Here is a 19125-nt window from a genome sequence, read left to right as displayed (position 1 = left end):
ATACGATTATGAATCCGGATCTTGACCGCTTACACCCCTACCCGTTTGAAAAGCTAGCCGCACTCAAAGCAGCCGTTTCTGCCCCGGCTGATATAAAAGACATCATGCTGTCGATTGGCGAACCCAAGCATCAACCACCTGTATTTGTTCTGGATGCGCTGGTAAAAAACCTCGATAAACTGTCCAATTATCCGACAACAAAAGGTTTACCGGAATTACGCGAGGCCATCGCCAATTGGGCAAGTACACGCTTTCAATTACAGTCAGGTTCATTTACAGCTGAACGTCATGTATTACCTGTCAATGGTACACGCGAAGCATTATTTGCATTTGCGCAAGCGGTGATTGACCGCCGCAAACCGGATGCGCTGATTGTGTCGCCTAACCCGTTTTATCAAATATATGAAGGTGCGGCACTTTTATCCGGTGCTGAACCCTACTTTTTGAATTGCACGCCCGATAATAATTTTGTTCCTGATTTTGCATCCGTTCCGGCCGCTGTATGGGAGCGCTGCCAATTATTATTTATCTGCTCTCCCGGAAACCCGACGGGCGCAGTTATGAACACAGCCCAGCTAAAAGAGCTGATTGCTCTCGCAGACCAATATGATTTTGTCATCGCATCTGATGAGTGCTATTCCGAGCTTTACTTTGATGAAAAAAATCCCCCAGTGGGTTTGTTACAAGCTTGCGCAGAATTAGGGCGCAATGACTTTGCCCGCTGCGTGGTTTTTCATAGTTTATCCAAACGTTCAAACTTGCCCGGATTGCGCTCCGGCTTTGCCGGTGGCGACGCCATAATTCTGGAAAAATTTTTGCTATATCGCACCTACCATGGTTGCGCTATGCCTGTGCCAACACAGCTTGCCAGCATTGCTGCCTGGCAAGATGAAAACCATGTGATCGAGAACCGTGAAGCTTATCGCCAGAAGTTTGATGCTGTCTTGGAAATACTGGATGGTGCATTGGATGTAACAAAGCCAGACGCAAGTTTTTATCTCTGGCCTAAAACACCAATCAAGGGTGAGATGTTTGCACAACAATTATTTGCACAGCAAAAAGTAACCGTATTGCCCGGTAGCTTTTTAGCGCGCGAAACACAAGGAATTAATCCGGGCGAAGATTATGTGCGTATGGCACTAGTAGCGCCGTTAGCCGAATGCATTGAAGCAGCGCAACGGATTAAACAATTTTTGAAATCACTGTAATTATTTGGCGCAGTCTATGGATGCAATAAAAAATTTATCCAAAGCTGAGCGTGTAGACTTTATTTTGCAAAAGTTACAGGCGCTTTATCCGCAACCACCGATTCCGTTGCAGCATAAAGATGCATACACCCTGCTCATCGCGGTGCTGTTGTCAGCACAATGTACGGACGAGCGGGTAAATACCGTTACCCCTGCACTTTTTGCACTGGCTGACAATCCTTACGACATGGCAAAAGTACCGGTAGAAAAAATTCAGGAAATTATTCGCCCTTGCGGATTGTCGCCACAAAAGTCAAAAGCAATTTCTGTGTTATCACGTATGCTGGTAGAGGAACATGGCGGGCAAGTTCCGGAAGATTGGGATGCACTAGAGCGACTGCCGGGCGTAGGTCACAAAACCGCGAGCGTAGTGATGAGCCAGGGGTTCGGTCATCCCGCATTTCCGGTTGACACACATATCCATCGGCTTGCGCAGCGCTGGGGTCTGACCAATGGCAAAAACGTGGTACAGACGGAAAAAGATTTGAAACGGCTGTTTCCAATGTCCAGTTGGAATGCATTGCATCTGCAAATTATTTATTACGGCCGTGAATATTGTTCGGCGCGCGGATGCGATGGAACTGTTTGCGAAATATGCAGAACCTGTTATCCAAACCGCAAAAAACCCAAAATTGTATTGAAGCCTTAATATTATGATTACGCTCTACGGCATTAAAAATTGCGATACCGTAAAAAAAGCCCGCACCTGGCTTGAACAAAATACTATCGCCTATCAATTCCATGACTTTCGCGCAGACGGATTGGAACCACAACAAATTAAAAGCTGGATCGATGCATTAGGGTTGGAAACGCTCGTCAATAAACGCAGCACTACCTGGAAAGAACTGGATGATGCGACCAAACAACAATTTGCTGCAAATGCAGTCAATATAATTCTCGCGCATCCAACCTTGATAAAACGCCCATTACTGGATACCGGCAAACAACAGTATGTCGGCTTCAAAGAAACAGAATACCGCACCCTTTTTAATTAATTTTTTGAAATAAAGCAGGAATGATCATGACTCAACTTTATGCACTCGGTTTAGGTATTGGTACACAAAACGCAAAAGGCGAATGGCTCGAAGTATTTTATGCAAAACCGATACTCGCACCATCTGAGGCTAGTGTCCGTGCTGTCGCCAATATCGTAGGTTACAGTGACGGCAATCAGGCAATTGCCATTAGCAATAATCAAGCAAGCGAAATCGCCCAGGCGTTAACGATTGCGGGCGATGCTGAACACGCTGAAATTGCTAAAGCATTGACCAATAGCAAGCGCCCTCTGGTAGCAACCCTGCTGGCAACTGACACTAATCCTGCGTCTGTACCAGAAGGTTATTTAAAATTACATTTGTTATCGCACCGTCTGGTAAAACCACACAACACTGTGCTCGCAGGCATTTTTGGTGTGTTACCCAATGTGGCCTGGACAAATCAGGGTGCCATCGATGTAAACGAATTACCTGCCCGCCAATTACAAGCACGCCTAAATGGCGAAGAACTGGAAGTATCTTGCGTCGATAAATTCCCCAAAATGACCAACTACGTCGTCCCTAAAGGCGTGCGTGTTGCGCACACGGCACGCGTGCGCTTGGGTGCATATCTGGGCGAAGGTACCACCATCATGCATGAAGGTTTTGTTAACTTTAATGCAGGCACTGAAGGCCCGGCAATGATTGAAGGGCGCATCTCTGCCGGTGTATTTGTCGGTGCAGGTTCAGACTTGGGCGGCGGCAGTTCGACAATGGGCACGCTCTCGGGCGGTGGAAATATTGTTATCTCCGTGGGCAAAGAATCCCTGATCGGCGCTAACGCTGGCATTGGTATTCCATTGGGCGATCGCTGCAAAGTAGAATCTGGCCTCTACGTCACTGCTGGAACCAAAGTCGTTGTGTTGGACGAAGCAGGCAACGAAGTGAAAACACTCAAGGCACGTGAACTTGCCGGTGTATCGGATTTGGTTTTCCGTCGCAATTCCATCACTGGTCGCGTAGAAGTTGTTACCAATAAAAGCGCATTGCAATTAAACACCGCGTTGCACGCGAATTAATTGTTTGTTGATTTTTATAAGGGCGTAGCGGTTACGCCCGCTTTAACCAAAACATATTAATAACCATGCACATCCTGATGTGCATCACAGAGGCGATAATCATGGGCGCACAGTGGAAAGCCAAACATAAAGAAGAAGCGGCGAGCGCAAAAGGTAAAATTTTTACCAAGCTCACCAAAGAAATTATGATTGCTGCACGTTCAGGTGCAGACCCGGATATGAATCCACGCTTGCGTTTGGCCATTGTGCAAGCCAAGAAAGCGTCAATGACCCGTGAGACGCTTGAACGAGCCATTAAAAAAGGTTCGGGTCAACTAGACGGTGCAGCAAGCTATGAAAAAGTCGTTTACGAAGGTTACGCACCACATCAAGTGCCTGTGATCGTTGAATGCCTTACCGACAACGTTAATCGCACCATCTCTAACATTCGCGGCTTATTCCGCAAAGGCCAACTGGGCACTTCAGGTTCTGTATCTTGGGATTTTGATCACCTGGGGATTATCGAAGCCACAGCAGCCAACGCAGATGCGGATGCGGAAATGGCGGCGATTGAAGCCGGCGCGCAAGATTTTGAATTGGATAATGATGGTACCGTCACTTTTTATACCGACTTAACCGATTTGGATTTGGTGCAAAAAGCCCTGCCCGACCAAGGCTTCACCGTAGTTTCTGCAAAACTCGGTTATAAACCAAAAAACCCTGTGAGCTTATCAGCCGAGGCGTTGGAAGAAGTGGAAACCTTCCTCGCTGCAATCGATAACGATGACGACGTGCATGAGGTTTATGTGGGATTAGCAGGCTAATCCTGCCGGTATTCAAAAAGGGCGCCGCAGTGGCGCCCTTTTTTGTTACGCATCCTGTCATTTTCTCCAGGACATATTATTTTTTCAACACTTTATCAAGCGATGTCATATCCGCAACCGGATCAGAAGCATCAGGCACACCTGAGACCTCTGGTGTGCTATCTACCAATGCCGCTTTTTTAATATTCGCAATTCGCTCGTACTCATATTGGCTGATTTTGAAGTAGCGATTATTGTCGTTACGTTTCACAAAAAAAGCGTCACCTGCTTTTACAAACTCAAATGTGAACTCTCCTGCGGATGAGGCCACCACGATAGTCGTTCTCTCTCCGCCTTCCGGAGCCTGTACTTCCGCCGTTTGTATTTGCAAATTAGCCACAGCATTGGTCAGCTCATTGAGTTTTTCTGCTGCGATTTTCTCTGAAGTAGAATCTGCAGGCACGACAAAACTCCACTGATCACCATTTTTTTGCAGATGATAATCTGCCGCTTTAATCATGGTTGGATCTTTAACCGCGAGTAAACTTTTTTGCAGCCACTCTGTTGCATTAGTCGCAAACTCAAATGTGGTTAGCTCAACGGCGTAAACGTTATCGTCACTCTCTTTACGCAGATGCACTTTTTTGAAGCCAGGGCTGCTGCCCAATAAAATATCCGCTTTTTTGGTATCCCCTATGAAGAGTTCAATACGACGCTGGAATTTATTGTCAGTCACTTCAAATCGCTCATGGCTCACAGGTGTCGTTGTCACCGGCCAGGTGAGTTTAGTGCCTTCCAGTTTTTGCAGAATGTCGTCCAATTTTTGTTGGTCAACAGGCAACTGTTGCAACTCTGGCAATTGCCAGCCAGATGCTGATTTTTGCAGCACGACACTGCTATTGGCATCGCGAATGATAATACGATCAACTTCACTGATCGCCGTGCCCAGCAATGGCTGGGCATCGACATTCAGTTGAGTATTTTTTTTGTAGGCAAATATTCCCACAATAAGCAGCAATTGGACGAACAGGATTAATGTCAGTCGCTGCTGCCATATTTTTACAGGAGACGAAACAGTCACCGCCGTTGCTTTGTTCACATCAATAGTCACTGATTGGTTCATTTCATAAGCCTCTTGGAAAGACGTATTTACGATGGCTAGCTCGCCAACCATTGTTGGTATTGCTGCTCACGAGCGCGTTTGATGCGGTGTTGTACAAAGCCAACAACCAAGAGTGCAAGCAATGCCAGACCGTAATTTAAATACTCCCAGAAAGTTTGGGTGCCGTGTTCCATCGCGGGCAAAGTACGGTTGAAATTGCTGCGCGCGCGAATACTCATTAACCCCTCATCCTCCAATGCCCAGTCCAATGTGTTCGCAAATAATTGCAAACCATTTAAATATTGGCCGCCATTTGCCATGCTCGCCATTGAAATCACCGGGTCACTGAGAAAATCATTTGAGCTGAATAAAATGATGCGTGCAGAATCGGAAGAATGTTGGATCACGCTACCGACCGTATTGGTAGATGCGTCATTTTTTTCTGTGGAATTCCCATCAGCATTTTCAGCAGTGCTCTCTTGCTTGAGCAGGGGTGATTCCTTACCAGCAAAAAAAGAATCAAAACGCCCTTGGGTAATGACACCCAACAAATGGGGTTTTTGTTCGCCTGTTGCAATGTAAGGAGTTACACCATCATTGGTAATCTGCGGCACTATATTCATGTCGCCACTCAACCAGGATTTATCAGAACTGCGCAGCAACTCGGTAACCTTCCGGTCTTTTTGTTTTTCTGCATTCAATACAACAGGTGATGCCCACGCCATAGTGACTTGAGGCAAACTGTTGGTGATGGCATTTTCAGATTGCAAGCCTGCACCACGCACGTCGATAAAATAGGGGTAATCCAGCATACGCATTTCCTGCATACTAAAACCGCCCAGATTACGTGTTACCGGTACAGGGAATGGTACGTTCTGTTTATCCATCACCAATTTTTCTTCAATCTCAATACCGTGATGTGCCAGCCATGCTTTCATCCCGCTTTCTTGTTTTTGCAAAGCCAAACTGCGCTGGCTAAGCGATGCAGCATAAGGCGAGGTTGCAGCAATAACAGTTCCCCCTTGCATCAAGAATTGATCAACTGCAAACAATTGTTTTTCATTCAAATGATTAGGCGCGGCAAGGAACAGCACATCGGCTTCACCATTAACTGAACCATCGGTGAGATCTTCACGCACCACATTCAGCTCAGCACCCAAAAATTCTTCCAGCTGATTAAATTGTGCGCCAGAGGTTACCATTGCAACAGTTTTGGTAAATCCGCTTGCAAAACGTTTAACTGCAGATGAAAAGTTTCGTTCAAAGCTCGATGCACTCATATCATCCAGCGGGATCTGTACCACCTGATCGCCCTGCGCGAGCGTCATATAAAAATAGAACCGCTCATTGCTGAATAAATTGGTTGCCATTGGTTTAAAGCCATAATCCTGAGCGATTTGCTCAGCGACTTTACCGCCATCGGCAGCGGGATCGATCACATTGACTTTCAAACGGTTTGCCGATTTCTCTTGCTGTATTTTTGCTTCGTTTTCTACCGCACGCTTAAATGCCTGTAATTGTTGCGGCAGTGCATCATCGGCAGAGACATAAACGTTAAACACCAGATCGCCTTTCACTGTGTCAAATAAATTGCCGCCGGACTGATAGCTGTGCAGTACTTTTTTAATCGCACGTGTCAGGTCATGCTCCGGATTGCGCAACTTCACATCCAAATCTGATTCATTACTGGCTTTCACTTCAATCAGATCGCGGAAACCCAGCACTTGATATTCATTGCCATACTGTACCAACACATTGAAATAAGAATTCACCACCGATGCCTGATAGCGGTCTGATACCTGGAAAGGTACAGGTTGGATCGCATATTTCTGGTTGGCTTCCTGCTCCAGTTCTGGATTCATCACCGGGTCAATAAACTCCACACGCACCTTGCCCTGACTTTCAATTTCATATTCTTTGATCAAATCGCGGATTTGCGGCACTAAAGGCGCAAGCAGTGGATGAGTTTTATTGCTGAAATAACCGCGGATCAACAATGGCTCTTGCAACTGTTTTAAATAATGTTGCGTTGCTGAAGAAATTGAATATTGATTGCCCTGGGTAGCATCGACACGCAATTGATTAATTTGCCCTAACCAAAAATTGGCTCCCAAGGCATTAATCAACAACAAGCCGGTCAATGTGCGCCACCCTTGGTGATATTGTTTATTTCCAGTTGCAGCCCAACGCTCGCGTTCCAAAGAGAAGGTATTCAGCACAAGAAAAACCAGAATGAGACTGATGTAGTAATAAAGATCACGAAGATCAATTACACCGCGGGTGATTGACTCAAAGCGGGAGCCAGTCCCCATTAAACGCAACCACTCGCTGGCGGTAGTACCGAAAAAATCGGTAATGATTTTGCTACCCAATAAATAAAAAACTCCACAGAGCGCAACAGCACAAATCAAACTGACAATTTGGTTGTCGCTACGCGATGAAACAAAAAGCCCCATACTCAAATAAGCTGCGCCCAACAATAAAGTGGCAAGATACCCTGCAACCACAGAACCCCAATCCAAATCACCAATAATGGCCACGGTGATGGGCAAAGGGAGGGTAATCACCAGCGCAATCACTAAAAGTGCAACGCAACCTAAAAATTTTCCCACCACAAAATGCCACAGAGGAACAGGTTGCGTGAGCACATATTCCAAAGTGCCGCTGCGGCGTTCTTCACTCCACATCCGCATGGTGAGCGTACTGGCAAGAAAAATCAGCAACAGTGGCATCCACTCAAACAAGGGGCGGACATCGGCAATATTGCGCGCAAAAAATGCCTCGCCCCAAAAGAATGTAAAAAGCGTTACGCCTGCAAACACCGCCAAAAATAAATAGGCAATTGGCGATGAAAAAAATAACGAAATTTCTTTATTGGCGATTCGCAACACTGTTTGTTTAGGCTGCATGGTTAATTACCTCCTTTTTTTGCTCTTGTGGGAGATGAAGATTCACATCGCGGAATAAGCTTTCAAGGTCGCGCGTTTCACTGTGCAACTGATACAAGGCCGCGCCAGCGTTTATTAACGTGCGCGCAATGGCCGCACAAATATCTTTTATAGAGGCAGCATCGCCGATGGTGATGCGCGCGCGCGTTTCATCATCACTGCGGGTTAACACCTCAATTGTTTTTATACCGGTAACAGTGCCCAGTGTCTTTTTCAGTTCATCTGCTTTCATGCTGGATGCCAACAACAGAGAGCGACTGACTCTCAAGTCCGCTAACTTTTCATCCAACACCAATTTGCCCGCGCGCATCATCAATACGCGATCGCACAGCGCATCCACCTCTTGCATGATGTGGGTTGATAGAATAACCGTCGCCTCTTTGGCGATGCTGCGGATGAGTTCGCGCATTTGCAGGGTTTGCTGCGGATCAAGACCGTTTGTTGGTTCATCAAGAATCAGCAGCACAGGTTTGCCCAACAGTGCTTGGGCAACGCCAACGCGCTGTTTGTAACCACGCGATAATGTGGCGATAGGTGCAAGCAGTTTTGCAGCAATATCTGTCGCATTAATAACGCGTTTGATTTCCTGTTGTTTTTCAATATCGCGCAAGCCTTTCAACTCGGCTGCGTAATCCAGATATTCCGCGACCGACATCTCCGGGTACACCGGCAAACTTTCCGGCAAATAGCCTATTTTCTTTTGCAGGCTTTTTACATGATCGGAAAGTCGCTTTCCCTCGAAATAAATATGGCCGTCGCTTGGCTCCAGATAACCACTGAGCATTTTCATGACCGTCGTTTTACCTGCACCGTTATGACCAAGCAAGCCTACTATTTCACCTTTGGCGATAGAAAAATCCACAGCATCTGCTGCTATAAAATCGCCGTAGGCCCGCTTGAGTTTTGACACTGTCAGCATAAAAGCCTCCGCATAGATGGACGAAAAAGATAAATAAAATGGATGCAATATAAATGGGCACAACAACACGCCTCACGTTGCCCATGGCAAATGAAGAAACGGAAGTGTATTGATAAAAAAAGAATCAGTTTGGCGGTGGCCACCAATTTACGAGGCAAATAACAAGGCAAGTAATAAGAAAAATGTAGAGTCGCTGAGTGATCGCGTTATACATTGTTTTTTTCCTCAGTAACGGGAATATTCCCAGAAAACAATCGTAAATACGAAGACGCGTGTTAGATAAGGTTTGCATCTGAAAGTTCAAGATAAGCCTGAGCAAAAAAATATAAAAAATTTTTATAAAGATTGATTTTTGAAATAAATTTTTATTATCAATAACACCCTTGAATTTTCCGGGGAATAGCCCGACTCTATTTGCGTGATTGGTGTCATCTGTGAGCCATCACCTATTAATTGTCTTTATTTCTTATCGCTTCTACGGAGGATATTTTATGAATGCAATTGATCTTTCCCCTCTCTATCGCAGCACCATCGGTTTCGACCGCCTGGGTGCCTTGTTAGATACTGCCCTGCGCGCTGACCAAAGTGCGGCCGGGTATCCTCCTTACAACATTGAGCTTACGGGCGAGAACCGCTATGGCATTACTTTGGCGGTTGCAGGCTTTGAGCAACATGAGCTGGATATCCAAACCGAGCGCGGTGTTTTGACCGTGCGCGGCAAAAAAGCCGAGGTCAACAAAGAAGAGCACAAGTATCTCTATCAGGGCATAGCCACTCGCAGCTTCGAGCGCAAGTTCAGCTTGGCCGATCATGTCGAGGTGACCGGTGCCCAGCTTAATAATGGTTTGCTGACCATCAGCCTGGTGAAAGAGATTCCCGAGGCAATGAAACCCAAAACCATTGCCATTAATAGCAGTGGGAATTTGATCCAACACAATGCAGATACCAGCAAAGCCGCTTAAGTTATAAAGCGGGGGCAATCTGTTGCTCCCGCTGTTTTACAGTAAAACAAACCTTCCTCACTGGCGAAAAAGCACGCGCCAAATCAATCACACCGCCCACATGCCTGCCCCTGAACTATTTTCATAGGCGGTTACCGATGCTTTGCTGGAGGATAATAATTTTTATTGCAGTCCGACCTCTGGCGAGGGGAAAAATCACGTAAAATTCATCGCGACTCTTTTTGATAGTTGGATGACACCATGACTTCTGCGTTAACCCCTACCCTGCAACTTGCCACTGATTTGATTCGCTGCCGCTCCGTCACGCCGGAAGATGACGGCTGTCAGGAAATGATGATCAAACGCCTTGAGGCAATCGGTTTTAAAACCTCGCGTTTACGTTTTGGCGAAGTAGATAACTTCTGGGCAATTCGTTCCGGTACTGAGGGCGCTGAAGGGCCGATCCTCGCGTTTGCAGGTCACACCGACGTAGTGCCTACTGGCCCGGAGGCTAACTGGAATAACCCGCCGTTTGAACCCCGTATTATTGATGGCATGTTGCACGGGCGCGGCGCGGCCGATATGAAAGGCTCACTCGCGAGCATGGTTGTCGCCTGCGAAAATTTTATTGCCAAGCATCCGAACCACAAAGGCTGTATCGCGTTTTTGATCACCAGTGATGAAGAAGGCCCTTCCGTTAATGGCACGGTAAAAGTGGTGGAATGGCTGGAAGCGAATAACACCAAAATGGCCTGGTGTATTGTGGGTGAACCATCCAGCACCAAGGTGGTGGGCGATGTCATTAAAAATGGCCGCCGTGGTTCGCTTGGTGCGATTTTGAAAGTAAAAGGCATTCAGGGGCATGTAGCGTATCCCCATCTGGCCGATAACCCTATCCACAAGCTGGCTCCTGCTTTGGCAGAGCTTGCCGCAGAACATTGGGATAACGGCAATGAATTTTTTCCGGCAACCAGTTTTCAGGTATCAAACATCAATGGCGGCACTGGCGCAACCAATGTGATTCCCGGCGAAGTAGAAGTGGTTTTTAATTTCCGTTTTTCCACTGAACTAACTGAGCAGATCCTGCGTGAACGCACCGAAGCGATTTTGAATAAACACAATCTCACCTACGATCTGCAATGGATTTTAAGCGGCCAGCCGTTTTTAACCCCACGCGGAGATTTGGTTAATGCGGTTGTGGATGCGATTAAATCCGAAACCGGAATTGATACTGAATTATCGACCTCAGGCGGCACCTCCGACGGACGCTTTATTGCCCCTACCGGTGCGCAAGTTGTTGAGCTTGGCCCTATCAATGCGACCATCCACAAAGTTAATGAATGTATCAGCGCCGATGATTTAAACAAACTGACAGCGATTTATGAACGCACGTTAGAAAATTTGTTAGCGTAAAACGATTGTACTGGCATATAAAAATCATACGCACAAACAAAAAGCCCTGCATATGCAGGGCTTTTTGTTTGAATAAAAAATATCAAAACGACAAATATTCATACCCTTGTTTATCATACAGGTCGAATAGGTAGCTTCGTGTCGCGGCATCAAGCGGGTTTCTACTAAAATCCAGTTCAGCTTCTTTATTTAATTTTTCAACGCCACTTACACTGGTCAATTGGTTATCAGTCAACAACACCCATTTAATTTTCGTGTTTTTGGATAAATCGATACTGCCTATTTGATTATAGGTTCCCCAGAGCACTTCCAGATCCGGTAGCTTGCTGGTATCCAACGCGGTGATGCGATTATCCAGCACATTTACATCTACCAGTTTGGTATTCGCAGCCAGCGACAGATTGCTCAACTGGTTTTTATATACCGATAACTTGCGCAATTCCGGCAACATGCTGATATCAACAGCGGTTAATTTATTTTCCATTATTTCCAGTTGCACCAGTGCAGTATTTTTCGATACATCAATACTGATTAACCCAAGCCCCGCAAGATTCAGAAACGTCAATTTGGGCAGCATGGAAACATCAACGGCAGCCAGTGATGTCCAACCAATATTCAGCGATGTCAGCTCAGTATTAACAACCCAATCCAATGCGATAATTGGATTGCGCGATACATCCAGGGTATGTAATTGCAGCAGCGGGCTGATCACCAAGCCGGTGATGTTATTGTTCTCCACATTCACTGATTGCAAACGGATATTGGTGGTTAAATCGATTTGCGTCAGCTGATTATCATGCACATCGAGCCTCACCAAATTCACCAGAGGCGATACATTTAATTGCGAGAGCCGGTTCTCGCCCACATTTAATGTGGTGAGCTTGGTGTTTTGGCTGACATCAACCGCATCCAGATAATTATCTGCAAGATTCAGCTCGGTCAATTGCTGGAAAAAAGCAAAGCTCCATGAACCGGTTAAGCGGGTAGACGTGAGCGATAGTTTTTGCAGGTTAGGAAATAGCGTCAGCTCTTCATAAGAAGAGACAGGATCAAACAGATTGCCACACACCAATTCGGTAATGCTTTGCGCTGTGATCACCGAATTGCTTTTATCTTCCATTTCTGTGATGCAACGGATTAAGCCGCGATCCTGTAATTGCAGTTGGTCTGCCAATGAGCCAACACGGACAAAACTGACATTGAATACGCAAGCTTCTGTAATAGGCCCGACAATGATCTGATTGCCTTCAATGCGATGATCACACCCATAAGCTCCCGCGACACGGTACCCCGCTTCCGGTGTTGCCGTCAGCGCAGTTGTCGCATTTGCCTCCACATCAATAAATCCGCTGGGAACTATGTTCCCGCCTTTGTTCGATAAAGCATTAACAAATAGCTCATCTGCACGGGACGATACCGCACTGGATAATGAAACGGATGATGCGCTTTGGTTGCTGGCCGCAAGCGAGGAGCTTGCCGGTAATGATGAGTTGCTTTGGCTCTGTGCCGAGCTTGCGGGTAGCTCACTGATCGCACTGCCAGATGAAACACTGGATACCGCACTGCTGCTGTTCGTGTTGCTTTTGTTACCACTGCCTCCGCCGCAGGCGGCCATCACACTTGCCAAGATCACTATCGCGAAAGATTGAATCGATATTTTCATTTCATCACCCGTTGTACAACGCTTACTGAGCCATCCAAGGTTATTACCACTTAACGCCAGTTTACCACCCGTATCCCGGCGGAGCCCGGCCAGATTAAACCTGAGTCCAATGCCTGTCTGTAGATTTTTGTGAACTGCAAAAAGGGTGGTAAATAAAAAGATTGGCGCCAAAATCACGTCGAAAATGATGCAAACATGTCCTTTTCAAGCCTAACAATTTGAAAATAAACACTATTTTAAAGTTGTCATAGTTCTTGCTGAAACCTGCTTGGCTGCGCAAAAACGTCGATTTTTTGAACATTTACGACAGCGCAGTACAAAGCCCCACTTTGCCCATCAAGCAACTTTTGTCATTCAGCACATGAAGGAAGATGAACATGACTACCTCTTTTTTTAGCGAAGTATTGCGTATCCCCGGCGCTAAAGTCTTGAGCCGCGAAGAAGCGGCTTTTCAGTATGGTGCCGATACCGGCGCAAGCGAGCGCCTGCCAGCCGGTGCGATTATCGTCAAAGAAGTTGATGCCATTCCGGAAATATTGGCACTCGCGAACGAATTTAAAATTCCACTCTGGCCTATTAGTGGTGGGCGCAATTTTGGTTACGGCACTTCGCTTCCGGTAGACGCACGCAGCTTTATTGTTGACTTGTCGCAGCTGCGCCGCGTGTATATCGATGTGCAATCTTCTACCGCGTTAATTGAACCTGGTGTCACCCAAGCCGATTTGCATGCAGCGATTAAAAAAAGCGGAGCCGACTTATTAGTGCCAACTACCGGTGTTGGCCCTAACGGCAATATTCTGGGCAATGCGCTGGACGGTGGTTACGGTTTAACACCAATTACCGATCACTTTGATGCAATCAGTGAGCTGGAAGGTTACTGGGGCAACGGCACTGAATTCCGTCACACCTATCAGGATTTAAATTGCCCCGAAATGGCCAAGCGCTGGAATGCAGGCACCGGTTATTCCTGGGCGGGATTATTGCGTCAGGGAAATTTTGGCATAGTGACGCGCGCGCGCGTTCAATTGGCGCGCACACCGGAAGCTACACGTATTCTGGTATTTGAATGGAAATCACAAGAGGCTTTTATTGCCAGCCAAACAGAATTGAATAAATTGACAGAAGATATTCCCGGCATCGGCGGCATTATTATGATGAATGATTGCCGAATTCTTTCGACACAAGTCGATACCCCTTTGGCATCGCCACTCAAAGGTGAGGCGCGCGCCCACTATTTGCAACAACTCGCCAAAGCGCGAAAAATTTCTGCATGGACGGGTCTCGGAACACTTTATGGTTCGCGTGCCGCCGTTGCCGGATCGGTAAAAGATATCCGCCGCCGCTTAAAAAATTGCCGCGTGTGGAGTTTTTCTCCAGCACAAATCAAACAACTGCAAAAAGTGCAGGCTTATCTACCTAAATGGGGTTTTGCTGCACTGCGCCGTCATTTTGGTGCATTGGTCAATACGTTGGGTACGGTTGAGGGTTATCCCATAGTTGCATTTTTAAAAATCGCTTACGCACTGGACCCTACTGCAAAAACATTGGATGTTCATTCGCATCCGGCAAAAGACGGTGCTGGTATTTTATGGTACGCACCACTTGTTCCTTTTACTGCGGATGAAGTAGAACGCTATCGCACAGTGATGAGCAAATGTTTGACTGACAATGGATTTGATCCTTTGCTAGCGGTGACATCACGTTCGTCACGCACCTTGTCAGGCACTATTCCGTTATTGTTTGACCGCAAAAAACCAGAAGATGTCGCGCGTGCAAAACAGTGTTATCGCGCGTTGGTAAAAACCGGTTTGGAAAACGGCTGGCCTCCCTACCGTTTGGGAATTGATTACATGGATATGATTGCTTGCCCCGCCGACTCGCCCAGCGCGCAAGTGCAACAATTATTGAAAAATGCGTTGGATGAAAATGCGGTGATTGCATCTGGCCGTTACGAGCATGTAAAACCCGTCGCACCTTTTATTCCAGAAGCAATGCCCGAAACCATTCCAGAGGCGGCGACACTCGCCAGTCAGGAAACGAATCTGGATTACACAAAAATGTTGGGTACCCGTTTGATCCAAATCGAAACCAGCGAAGCTTAACCGGTATTAACAGCGGGTAATTTGAAAACGGCTCGCTCGCAATCGTTCGACCGCAGAATAACGAACCGGAAGGAATCCATTATGAACAGAATAATTGCTATTGCATCAGGGACGATGCCCCATTTATTCGTTAATTCATTACCAATAATTCACTATGGATTAATCAGCGAGCCTATCCAAATTCACTATTAATAAACTTCCGGTAAAACGTTTGGGCTCCAGGCAATACCAGGTCAGCATTTCGCTCTCCCAGCGTTCACATTTATCGACTAAATCCAAAAAAGGTTGGCGGCCAGGGTCAGCCAGCACCAGCTTTTTTACACCGGCATTCGCGGCGCGCTTTAATAGTGAAAACCATTCACTCGTCAGCTCAGGCCAAAAACAAATATCGCCACCTACAATCACATCAAATTTGCTTAAGTCGGTTTTTTTCATGGACTCCATCGCGCCCTGGCGGGTTTTGACTTCCACATTATTTAGATCAGCCTGTAATTGCAGAAAACCAAATACCTGATCATCAATATCCAACCCTGTCACCTTGTGCCCTTGGGTCGCAAGGTAAATTGACGTAGGCCCCCAGCCGCAACCTACATCGAGCACACGACTTTTTTTCTTGAGCGGATGGTGAGTGAAATAATCCATCAAGAGATAACTGGAATCCCAATGACGGTCGCCGTGTGCGCTGGGCGCAGTGTCTTTCTTTACCCGTTTGATGGCGGGACTTTTTTCTTTGTACAACCAGATACCATAAGCAGGAAACGTATTTTTTGCAGGAGGGACAAATAACTCAGGCACAGTAAATCCTCGCTCGTTCCAGTTGATATTAAAATCACGTGAAGTTGAAACACAGTTATCGATTGATTCTATGACAGAAATAAGACACTAATGTGACATGGCATCACATACACAAGAAGCAGATGGAAACACAAGAAACAGATAGAAACACAACGCCACAATTATTGCACCGATAAAATGCATAAGTGACTATTGAATGTAGCAGAAACTGGACGTAATTTTGATAATAAAAAAGCCGCAAATTGCTTTGCGGCTTTTTTATTTTTTGCATCCCTGCCGACAAAGAAACATCATGAAACGCGACGACGAGCAAAGAAAATCGACAGCAAACCAATCATTAACAACATTCCGATATTAGACTCAGGTAGCTTGATGTTTGGTGATCCTGATCCAAACAAAAACATATTCGATAAACCACCACCCTTGCCACTAACACGTTCATACGTAAAAGAACCGGAGGTTTGGTCGGGCGTGATCACCCAAGCAAATGCATCGGGGTTACCACCACCATGACCGACATGCATGGTAATAACGGCTCGGCTATAGACATTCCAAAACGAGCTATCAATAGTCCAGGTACCGGTAACGTCCGTTCCCCAGGAATCTGTATCTACTGAAAACAAGTCATTACTGCCTTCTGCAGTTAACTCACCTTCTTTTATCCAAGCGTAATTCGTTCCGAAAAGTGCATTCAGATCATCTGCATCATTCAGATTAATATCATTCTGCGTCCTGCACTCAATCGCATCGCCCAAGGTAGCAATGCGCTGATCACTTGGTTCACAGGTTATGAGCCCTGCGTTGGCAGCAGAAGCACACACCGACATCAAAAAACTAACAAAACTGATTTTCCATAGAGCAGACATAACGGTTCTCCACATTGAATGTGACACATGTCTCAGTTAGTGATGCAAAGCTAATACCGTCGTCAAAATCATCACGCAATACAATTGGTTAGCTAATGAGCCGCCCGAACAATGTCACTTTATGCATGAAAAATGTCAGAATTTTCGACTTTTTGACGCCATAAAAGCGTCAGAATATTGCCGTAGGATGCTCCCCTACGGCAGGCCAAGAGATGCACATGCACCATAAGCATGGTAATTTGCAGGCCTATTTTCCCTGGTATTTGTATTGTTACTCATTATGAAACGCGTATTTTCCCTGGTGTTCTGGCCTGTTTTTTTTACCGCACAACTTATCGGTTTGGCGCTGGTGAGCTGGCATTTACTCGCCCAGTTTCATTTTGCCTACCCGCTTGGCTACCAGTTGTTAAAGCTGGATAAACACATCGCCGAGTTTGCCCCGCTCAATCGCCACAAGGACGATTTTGAACTGACCTCACCGCAAGAGCATTGGCGTTTGTTTGGTGAAATTAGCGATGCGGTGCAAGACAGTGGGCGCGGCTTGCAAAATATCAGCTACGCCTTGAAAGATGACCGTACCACAAGCTTGATGCACGAAGCCGAAATTATTCACCTGCAAGATGTCGCCAACCTGATTGATGTCTTTTATGCGGTGGGAATTACCAGCTTATGTGTATGGTTGGTGTTGATCGCACTGGCGCGCTGGCAAGCCTACTCACTGCCTTCGCTTAAAAAAATCTTGCTGGGATTTTTAGCGGGCATTAGTGCAATCGCACTTGCTGTGATCGCTATTGGCCCCACTGCGGTTTTTTATTGGTTGCATGTGCAGGTATTTCCCGATGGTCACCAGTGGTTTTTTTATTATCAAGATTCACTGATGACTACGCTAATGAAAGCACCGGATATTTTTGCGTTTATTGCACTGTTGTTATTGGTGCTGATGGTTGCGCTTTGGTGCGCAGCGCTTTATGGCATTAAGGTTTTGTTGAAGCGCGCAAGGTAAAAAATGCCCAGGCCAACAACGCACAGATCAATACCGCAAAAAACGGCAACTGCCACAAGAGTGCATTGCGCAACGATGCGCCTTCTGGCGTATCGGGAAAGCTGGCAAGCAATACAGAAAAGCCCAAACTAAATAAGCCATAACCTAAATTAAATACCAAACCTTTCACCGACAATACCGTCGCACGGCGTGATGAATCTGCTGCGTTGTGCAAGGTTCGGCTCAGGGTAAAACCCAAATAGCCCATCAACATCATCAAAAACAACGAGGGGATTAATCCATAAATCGGCCACACGGGCACTAACAAAACCAAACCCAATAATGTTGCTGCACTGATAATCACTAAGTTTGTCATCAGACTAAAACGCGTATTTAAATAATTCGCCATGGTCGGTACAAACCAACCCAACACACCCACGGCCGCACCGAGCAAACCAAACGTCCACTCGGGCAATTCAATCAAGCGATAATAACTACTGGTAATAGTGGCAAAATTTCGCACGATGGGATCCAGCGCAACGCCCACCAATATCACCACCAATGCAACGGGATGTGTTATCACCCAGCGCACGGTATCCAACGTAAGCCGAAACGCTTGCGTTAATGTCGAACCACTCGCGCTGTGCACTGGCTCCACCATCCGTAAGGTAATCAATAAACAAGCCACAGCTTGCAGCAACACTAACAACACCGGCAAACGCTGCGCGATATTTTCTGACACATGCAAGCTTTCAGGTAAAAGGAAATTAACGCTATCCGGATCGTACAGCAGGCCACCAATAATCATCGCCACCACAAAACCCAGCGAACGCCAACGCATTGCACTGGTTAACAATTTATCCCAGGCACTTGCGCGATTCTCAGGCGGCAGCGAATCGTAAGCCAGCGCTTCATCGGCACCACTTGCGCAGGCCTCCGATAACCCGGAGCAGATCCGGTTAATCACGCAGAGCACAAACAATAATGTCCCACCATCGCGCGGTGCCATCAATAAACACAGCATCTCCACAATCATGAGTACCGATGCCGCAATCAACAACGTTCGCCGCCCAATCGTATCGGCCAATGCACCGGAAGGCACTTCAAACAAAAAAATTGTCAGCGCCCAAATTAAATTGAGCAACACAAACTGATCGAGCGTTAACCCCAAATCGATAAATAGAACTGCAAGTACCGGATAATAAGCACGCGCAGTAAAAAATACCGAGAAAATGACAAATCGGTTGGCATTGAGGGAGAGGTTTTGTTGCATCGGGTATCTTTTTAATTAGTGCATCATTTTAGACTCAAT

16 protein-coding genes are annotated in these 19125 nt (G+C 46.3%); 9 read left to right on the top strand and 7 right to left on the bottom strand.

The genetic code is table 11. The features are described from left to right. Positions 1-8: 8 nt before the first annotated feature. The 5 genes from dapC (at position 9) to B2739_RS13945 (ending at position 4103) form a co-directional block, all read left to right on the top strand. Positions 9-1208, top strand: a complete 1200-nt coding sequence (dapC, locus tag B2739_RS13965; protein ID WP_331346464.1) for a succinyldiaminopimelate transaminase — start codon at positions 9-11, stop codon at positions 1206-1208. Between the two features lie 16 nt (positions 1209-1224). Continuing rightward, positions 1225-1896: an endonuclease III gene (gene nth / locus B2739_RS13960; RefSeq protein WP_331346463.1), complete on the top strand. Its 672-nt coding sequence runs from the start codon at positions 1225-1227 to the stop codon at positions 1894-1896. 4 nt (positions 1897-1900) lie between these two features. After that, positions 1901-2242, top strand: coding sequence for an ArsC family reductase (locus tag B2739_RS13955; protein ID WP_331346462.1), 342 nt, complete (start codon positions 1901-1903; stop codon positions 2240-2242). 26 nt (positions 2243-2268) lie between these two features. Beyond that, positions 2269-3300 (top strand): 2,3,4,5-tetrahydropyridine-2,6-dicarboxylate N-succinyltransferase, encoded by a 1032-nt coding sequence (gene dapD, locus B2739_RS13950; protein WP_331346461.1) that lies wholly within the window; start codon positions 2269-2271, stop codon positions 3298-3300. A 101-nt stretch (positions 3301-3401) separates the two neighbouring features. Beyond that, entirely contained in the window at positions 3402-4103 is a 702-nt protein-coding gene (locus B2739_RS13945) for a YebC/PmpR family DNA-binding transcriptional regulator (protein ID WP_331346460.1), read from the top strand. Positions 4104-4179: 76 nt separating this feature from the next. Here the strand turns inward: B2739_RS13945 and B2739_RS13940 are convergent, their stop codons facing one another. From B2739_RS13940 to B2739_RS13930, 3 genes are read right to left on the bottom strand one after another with little or no spacing between them, the layout of a single operon-like run. Beyond that, complete coding sequence (locus B2739_RS13940) at positions 4180-5205, bottom strand: DUF4340 domain-containing protein (protein WP_331346459.1); 1026 nt, start codon at positions 5203-5205, stop codon at positions 4180-4182. A 35-nt stretch (positions 5206-5240) separates the two neighbouring features. After that, a complete protein-coding gene (locus B2739_RS13935; protein ID WP_331346458.1) occupies positions 5241-8093 on the bottom strand; it encodes a Gldg family protein in 2853 nt (950 codons plus the stop codon). After that, positions 8083-9051: an ABC transporter ATP-binding protein gene (locus B2739_RS13930; protein ID WP_331346457.1), complete on the bottom strand. Its 969-nt coding sequence runs from the start codon at positions 9049-9051 to the stop codon at positions 8083-8085. Before B2739_RS13930 ends, B2739_RS13935 begins: the two co-directional genes overlap by 11 nt. 491 nt (positions 9052-9542) lie before the next feature. Between B2739_RS13930 and B2739_RS13925 the strand changes: the two genes are divergently transcribed. Together B2739_RS13925 and dapE are read left to right on the top strand one after the other, a co-directional pair. Next, complete coding sequence (locus B2739_RS13925; RefSeq protein ID WP_331346456.1) at positions 9543-10013, top strand: Hsp20 family protein; 471 nt, start codon at positions 9543-9545, stop codon at positions 10011-10013. 240 nt (positions 10014-10253) lie between these two features. Next, complete coding sequence (gene dapE / locus B2739_RS13920; protein WP_331346455.1) at positions 10254-11405, top strand: succinyl-diaminopimelate desuccinylase; 1152 nt, start codon at positions 10254-10256, stop codon at positions 11403-11405. An 82-nt stretch (positions 11406-11487) separates the two neighbouring features. Here dapE and B2739_RS13915 read toward each other — a convergent pair whose 3' ends face one another. Continuing rightward, entirely contained in the window at positions 11488-13068 is a 1581-nt protein-coding gene (locus B2739_RS13915; RefSeq protein ID WP_331346454.1) for a hypothetical protein, read from the bottom strand. Between the two features lie 377 nt (positions 13069-13445). Here B2739_RS13915 and B2739_RS13910 point away from each other — a divergent pair, with 377 nt between their 5' ends. Then, positions 13446-15170 carry an FAD-binding oxidoreductase gene (locus B2739_RS13910; protein WP_331346453.1) on the top strand — a complete coding sequence of 575 codons (1725 nt, stop codon included), beginning with the start codon at positions 13446-13448 and terminating at the stop codon, positions 15168-15170. A gap of 159 nt (positions 15171-15329) precedes the next feature. Here B2739_RS13910 and B2739_RS13905 read toward each other — a convergent pair whose 3' ends face one another. Both B2739_RS13905 and B2739_RS13900 read right to left on the bottom strand, forming a co-directional pair. Then, on the bottom strand, positions 15330-15965 hold the full coding sequence (locus tag B2739_RS13905) for a class I SAM-dependent methyltransferase (RefSeq protein WP_331346452.1): 636 nt from the start codon (positions 15963-15965) through the stop codon (positions 15330-15332). Positions 15966-16255: 290 nt separating this feature from the next. Further along, complete coding sequence (locus B2739_RS13900; RefSeq protein ID WP_331346451.1) at positions 16256-16831, bottom strand: hypothetical protein; 576 nt, start codon at positions 16829-16831, stop codon at positions 16256-16258. 280 nt (positions 16832-17111) lie between these two features. Between B2739_RS13900 and B2739_RS13895 the strand changes: the two genes are divergently transcribed. Continuing rightward, on the top strand, positions 17112-17834 hold the full coding sequence (locus B2739_RS13895) for a DUF1461 domain-containing protein (protein WP_331346450.1): 723 nt from the start codon (positions 17112-17114) through the stop codon (positions 17832-17834). On the opposite strand, the gene B2739_RS13890 is transcribed toward B2739_RS13895, so the two are convergent. Beyond that, the gene (locus B2739_RS13890) at positions 17806-19086 is read right to left on the bottom strand and encodes an MFS transporter (RefSeq protein WP_331346449.1); all 1281 of its coding nucleotides are present in this window, start codon (positions 19084-19086) and stop codon (positions 17806-17808) included. The genes B2739_RS13895 and B2739_RS13890 overlap by 29 nt on opposite strands. Positions 19087-19125 lie beyond the last annotated feature (39 nt).

This window comes from Cellvibrio sp. UBA7661 (assembly GCA_002483365.1).
Taxonomy (GTDB): domain Bacteria; phylum Pseudomonadota; class Gammaproteobacteria; order Pseudomonadales; family Cellvibrionaceae; genus Cellvibrio.
The sequence above is the reverse complement of the archived record's forward strand: the minus strand, read 5'-3'. Positions and strand labels throughout refer to the sequence as shown.